The organism is Protofrankia sp. CiP1_Cm_nod4 (assembly GCF_982290645.1).
Genome location: NZ_CEVIVC010000204.1, coordinates 1 through 6,284, shown reverse-complemented (window position 1 = coordinate 6,284; position 6,284 = coordinate 1). Strand labels below are relative to the sequence as shown.

Annotated in this window: 4 protein-coding genes and 1 pseudogene; 4 read left to right on the top strand and 1 reads right to left on the bottom strand. The window is 73.8% G+C overall.

Annotated elements, in window-relative coordinates; all coding sequences use genetic code 11:
- Positions 1–534 (bottom strand): CHC2 zinc finger domain-containing protein (locus tag AC5LSR_RS22685; RefSeq protein WP_493468977.1); only part of this gene is annotated, 534 nt, incomplete at its 3' end.
- Between the two features lie 361 nt (positions 535–895).
- Here AC5LSR_RS22685 and AC5LSR_RS22680 point away from each other — a divergent pair.
- The 4 genes and pseudogenes from AC5LSR_RS22680 to AC5LSR_RS22665 all read left to right on the top strand — a co-directional run.
- Complete coding sequence (locus tag AC5LSR_RS22680) at positions 896–1,690, top strand: hypothetical protein (protein ID WP_493468978.1); 795 nt, start codon at positions 896–898, stop codon at positions 1,688–1,690.
- The gene (locus AC5LSR_RS22675; RefSeq protein WP_493468976.1) at positions 1,687–3,624 is read left to right on the top strand and encodes a type IV secretory system conjugative DNA transfer family protein; all 1,938 of its coding nucleotides are present in this window, start codon (positions 1,687–1,689) and stop codon (positions 3,622–3,624) included. Before AC5LSR_RS22680 ends, AC5LSR_RS22675 begins: the two co-directional genes overlap by 4 nt.
- Before the next feature lie 239 nt (positions 3,625–3,863).
- Entirely contained in the window at positions 3,864–5,399 is a 1,536-nt protein-coding gene (locus tag AC5LSR_RS22670; RefSeq protein ID WP_493468975.1) for a hypothetical protein, read from the top strand.
- A 72-nt stretch (positions 5,400–5,471) separates the two neighbouring features.
- A pseudogene (locus AC5LSR_RS22665) lies at positions 5,472–6,284 on the top strand (hypothetical protein); the annotation flags it as partial.

Below are 6,284 nucleotides of genomic sequence, written 5' to 3'. Positions count from 1 at the left end.
GCCGTGCAGGTAGCGGCGGGCACCGGCACCGATCGGTTCCCACAGCAGCCGGGCCGCCGCGGACACGAACTCCGCGATGGCCGGGTCCGGTTCCGGTGGCGGCACGGGGGTCGTCGTCGGCGGCACGGGGGTCGTCGTCGGCGACGCGGGGGTCGTCGTCGGCGACGCGGGGCGTGGCACGAGCGGGCCGTGCGCGCCGGGCCGGCGAGGCATCCGGACGGGGTCGGCGGAGGTGGGCGGGTCCAGGCCGGTGCGGCGGGCAAGTTCGGTGAGGGCGGCGCGGACGTCCATCCCGCTGGAAATCATGAGGAGGTCGATGGCGGTGCCGCCTTCGCCGCAGGCGTGGCACTTCCACCGTTGATGGCCGCGGGCACCGGGGTAGATGCCCATGCTGGGGTTGTTGTCGGGATGGGCGGGGTTGGGGCAGTGCCAGCGCGCGCCGGCGCCCCGGCCGCGCGGCTCACCGCAGATCTCGGTGGCCAGCGCGGGCAGGTCGGTGGCAGCCAGGACGGCGTCCCGGTCGATTCTCGGCATCACACATTCCTCGATTCGCGGACGCAGGCTCCTCGCGTCCCCGCTGTGTGAAGACGGAAAGGCAGAGCGGAACCAGCGCCGGCCGGTTTACGCACGCATGCCGGCACGTTTCAGGCACGAGCGACCCGGGACACCGGGTCCGCTGTGACCGGCACCTGCCAGCACACACTGAGCTGCGGCGATGAGCGGGACGATGGCCCCCGATACGTCGGCGATGACACCTGCCGGCTCCTTTTCCGCGCCGCTGCTATGGCGATGACGGCGCGGAGGATTCTGGCGATGCGCGGGTTTGCCGCGATGTGTGTGGCGGTGCGTGTTGTGATGGCTCCGGTGGTGATACCGGTGCGGACCGTTGCCTGCCATGACGTACACCCACATCTCGATCGCCGAGCCGGCGGGATTCGTCCCGCGGACGGCGGTGTTGCGGGCCTGGCAGGCCGACTGGGACCGCTGGCAGCACGGCGCGCAGGCCCGCGACGCCCTGCGCCGTTGGGCGGCTGACCCGCTTCTTGCCCCGCACACCGGTTCGATTGCCGTGCTGCTGGCGGCCTGCGGCCGGGACCGGCAGGTACCCACCACGACCGCGGACACCCGCCTGCACCGGCTGATCCGCCATGCGTGCGACGGTGACCCGGCCGCCGGGCGGGTGGTGCTGGAACGGGTGATGCCCGCGTTGACCGTCCAGGCGGCCCGCTGGGCCACCCGGTCGCCGATGCCGTTCTCGGCCGCGCTCACCGAGCTGGTGGCCAGCGCCTGGCTGGTCATCGCGACCTATCCGGTGGACCGACGGCCGGTGAAAATCGCGGCGAACGTGGTCCGCGACACCGTCTACCAGCTACACGGCTACGTCCCGGTTCTCGACCGGCTGACGGTCACCTGCCCGCAGCCGGTGGAACGCCCCGCCCGGCTCGACGGCCGGCCCGCCGACGCATCCGATCCCCTCGCCGACCTGTTCGACGTCGTCACCGACGGGCTGGCACACGGAGTTCCCGTCCCGGCCCTGCAGACCGTCGCGGAGCTCGCGGCCGGTTTCTCCCAGACCGAGATCGCCGCCCGGGCGGGGATCACTGTCCGGGGGGTGCGGGCCCGCCGGGACCGGGCGGTCCGCGCGCTCGCCGCCGTGGTGGCCGCCGACCAGGCCGGGGGCCGGTCATGACCGGCAGCGGGGGTGGCCTGCTGCTGGCCGGCGCGGACATCGTGCTGCTCGCCACCATCCTGGGCCTGACCGGGACGACCATGGCGGTGTGGGTCGGCGCGCAGCTGGCCGCGGTGCTCTTCGGCGGCCACCGGCCCGTGCCGGCGGGGCTACGGGACACCCTCGCGGCCCTGCCCGGCCTGGCCGTCCATCCGGCCGATCCCCGACAGGCCTGGCCGCAGCCGGTCGCCGCGGGCCTGCCCGGCCCGGCCGGCTACTGGACGGCCGCTCTCGTCCCGCTGGCCGTCGTGCTCCTCACCATCGCGGTCGTGGTGACGGCGGCCGGGTGGGGTGGGGCCGGGGTGGCCTGCCGGCGGCGGATGGGCCTGAACCCCGAGGCCCGGTTCGCCCGCGTCTGGGAGCTGATGCCGCTGTGGGTGTCCGCTCCCACCCCCGGCCGGATGATCCTCGGGACGGTACGGACCGGAGGCGTCCGCCGGCTGCTGGCCACGGAGGCACCGGCCGGGCCCCTGGACCGGTCGGTGCCCCGGCTGCTGCGCCGGCGGGTGGAACGTCGCCGCGGTGGCCGGGGCGCGGTGGTCGTAGTCGGCCCGTCCCAGTGCGGGAAGACGTCGGCGTGCGCGATCCCGGCCATCCTGGAATGGGACGGGCCGCTGATCGCCCTATCGGTGAAGGCCGACCTGATGGGCGCCACCCTGGACCGGCGCCGCCGTCTCGGCGAGGTGCGGGTGTTCGACCCCACCGGGATCACCGGGGAGAACTCGTCGGCCTGGTCGCCGCTGCGCGACGCGCGCCGTCTCGCCGGGGCCCAGCAGGCCGCCCGGTCGATCGCGAACAGCACCGACTGGAACACCGGCGCGTCCGGGGACATGAGCTTCTGGGTCGCCGCGGCCGAGGACCTCCTCACCGTGCTGTTCTGGACCGCCGCCCACACCGGCCTGGGCATGGACAGCGTCGTCGGCTGGATCCTGGGCATGGACAAGGACACCGTCCTGCGCTTCCTGTCGGCGTTCGCCGGCCACACCGACCCGGACATCGCCGCCGAGGGCCAGCAGATGCTGGACGGGTTCACCGCGGTGTGGAAAACCGACCAGCGGCAGATCTCCTCGGTGTACCTGGTGGCCCGGCAGATGATCCGCCCCTGGCAGGAACCGGCGGTGGCCCGCTCCGCCGCCCACCCGACCATCGACCTCCCCTGGCTCCTCGGCGGCCAGCCCCGCGAACACGGCCAGGCCGGCGGCGGTAACAGTCTGTTCCTCTGCGCGGACCTGGACGAGGCCGACCGGCTCGCCCCCGTCCTCGGCGGCCTCGTCGACGACCTGATCCGCGACGTCTACGCCCAGGTCGCCCGCACCGGACAGCCCCTGGACCCGCCGCTGCTCGTCGTCATCGACGAGGCCGGGAACTGGCCGATGCGCAACCTGCCCGGACGGATCTCCACCTGCGCCGGCATGGGCATCCAACTGCTGCTCGTCTACCAGAGCAAGGCCCAGATCGACGCCGCCTACGGCACCCGCGCCGACATCGTCCTGTCCAACGCCGTCACCAAAATCTTCTTCTCCGGGCTGTCGGACACCGCCAGCCTCGACTACGCCGCCAGCCTGCTCGGCAGCGAACACATCCCGGCCCGCTCCGTCTCCGCCGACCTCGCGCCGGTCGGGGCCGCCCGCCGCGGGATCTCCGCCGCGCCGACCCGGCTGGAACTCCTGCCATCCGCGCTACTGCGCCAGGTCGCCCCCGGCCAGGCCCTGCTCATCCACCACACCCTGCCCCCCGCACACCTGCACGGCCGCTACTGGTTCCGCGACCCGCAACTGCGCGCCCTCGCCACCGGCGAACCCCCGGACACCGACCGCCCGCGCTCCCTGGCGCGGACGCGGCTGCGGCGTCCGCTGGCCCGGGCGGCCGGCTGGTTCCGGCGGGCCGGGTCATGAACCGGCCCGATCCCGACCGGCACGGCCCGGACAACTCCGTGGCGACGCCTGGGACGCCTGGGACGCCTGGGACGCCTGGGACGCCTGGGACGCCTGGGACGCCCAGTCTGGATGGCATCGCGGCGGTCATCGACCCGGACATCGCACCGGTCATCGCCGCAGCTCAGCCGGCGGATCCCTGGACGGCGCCACCTGCCGACACGAGCGGGTGGACGCCCGCGCGTCCGTACGGCGGGCCGGTGGTTCTCACCACCGTCGAGGGCGCCTGGCGGGTCGGCGCCGACCTGCGCACCGGGATGTGCGTGGCGATCCACACGCCCGGGCCGGCCGTCGCGGACACCCTGTTCGACACACCGGACACCCCGGACGTGCTGGACGCGCCGGTTGTCACCGCCGCGTCCAGTTGGGAACTGGAGTCCCGACTCGGCTGGGTCCTGCCGGATACGGCGCACAGCGCGGTCCGGGCCAGCCGCGCCGTTCTCACCGCGCCGACCCCCGGCAGCGCACCGGCCCACGACGCGGCAGCGGATCCAGGCCCGGATCCAGATCCGGCGGGCGAGCGGATGCCGTCCCCGTCCGGCCTGGTGCACGTGCCGGGCCGGCGCGCCACGACCTACCGGCGCGCTCTGGCCGCCTCCCGGGTGGCGCACGCCTGGACGCTGGACGGTCTGGACAACCCCGCCGACCGCTTCCGCGTCGACATCGTCGCGCTACGGTCCGCTGCCGTCGGCAGAGGGCTCTTCCCGGGCCGGCGGATGCTGGTCTACCGGCTGCGCCACAACCACCGGGTGGTCTTCGCCGGGGATGACATCGAGGTCCCCGCCGGTCTCGACGTTCCCGGCGACAACACGTTGCGCAAGTTGCTCGGGATGCTCCTCGACCCGCCACCAGACACGACGCTTACCCCCCGCCAGCAGGCGTTCCTCACCCGGCATGCCGACGAGCTCCGCAGCCTCACCGTCACCGTGCCCGCCCCGTACGAGGCGGGCAGCCGGGTCGTGGTGCGCCTGCCCGACGGCACACAGGCGACCGGTACGGTCCTCGACCGGATCCCCGACCGGACCCGGGCCGGCGCGGTCCGCTCCTACGGCTGGCGTCCGGACCGTGCACGCCTGCCCGGGCACCCCTGGCAGGCCGACACCTGCCACCGCAACCGGATCGTCAGCCCGGCCGGCGCGGTCACCGCCACCCTGCTGCCCCCCGACCCCGGACTGGACGGCCACCCCGACGGCCACCCGGCAGGACTGCCCCTGCCCTACCAGACGACCGTCACCTACCTCACCGACGACGGCCGTACCCGCACCGGACAGACCATCCGCGCAACACCTACCGCCGACGGCTACACCTACCTGGTCCGCTTCCCCGACGCGCCGCGCGCACCGCTCGCGCTGGACGGCCAGGACCTGGTCCCGGCCGCCGGCACCGCCTGGCGCTCGCTGGAGGACATGCTGCACGCCCGGCTGGCCGACGGCCACGCGCCCGTCCAGCCCGGGGAGGTTCTCGCCCTCGGCGCGCGCTGCGTCGCCGTCCACCCGGATCCGGACGGCACGATGTCCACCCGCCCGATCCACCTCCCGGCGCGTCCGCATCCGGAGGCAGGCACGCCAGTGATCCGTCCCCCTGCTGGACCCGCCACCGCTCCCGGCACGGCAACACCCGTCACCACCACGGTCCACGGCTCTATACCGGCCGATCGGGACAGCGCCGACGCACCATCCCACCCTTACGCGGACGGCACCGGCCCGAGTTTCGACACGCCTTTTCCGCGGCCGTAAACCCCCGGCATCCCCGGCCGCCGCTTTCTTTTCGTCCGCCGTTGCCATAACCGAAAAGTCCCGAGGATACCGATGTATCTGGCCGACGAATCCCCGGTGAAATTCATCACCACAGGCTGCTGGTGGGCCATCTCTCACCATCCGACCACCGGGATCTACACCGCGAACGCCTTCCCCCGCACCGGTAACTGGTTCACCGTCACCGCCAACGCCGCCCCACATCCCGGCCCGTTGCTGCGCGTCCAGGCCGTCAACGGCTGGCATCTCGCGGAACGACTCGGGTTCCCGCTGCCCACGGACGTCCCCGAGGTTCTCCGGGACCTAGCCCTCGCCTACCAGCCCCACCCCGACCCGACCCAGGTGACCGGCAGCGACACCCTGGTCGTCCCGCTGTCGTTCCGCCCATCGCGGACGAGCCGGGTCGACCTGTACGGGGACCGCGCCGGCACCTACGGGCGGCTGATGCACGCCAGCACCCCGGCGCGGACCTGGACCGACGGCACCGTCCAGATCGATGTCCTCCCCACCGCCCCGGTCACCATCGGGGACACGCCCCGCTACCAGCTCGGCTACCGCATCTGGCACGACCAGACCGTGGTCATCGCCGCGGACGACATCACCGTGCCGATCACCGACGACCCCCGTGGCGACGACACGCTGCGAGCGATCGTCGACCGCACCGTCCACGCCCGGCACGACCGCCTCTCTCCCCGGCAGCGGGACTTCCTCGACACCCACGGCGAGGAACTGTCCGACGCCCTCATCCCACCCGAGGCCCCTTACCCGCCCGGCGTCCGCGTCGCGGTCACCGCCCGGGACGGGCAGGCAGCCACCACCGGGATCGTCACCGGCACGGTCACCGACCCTGACGGCACGGTCATCGAC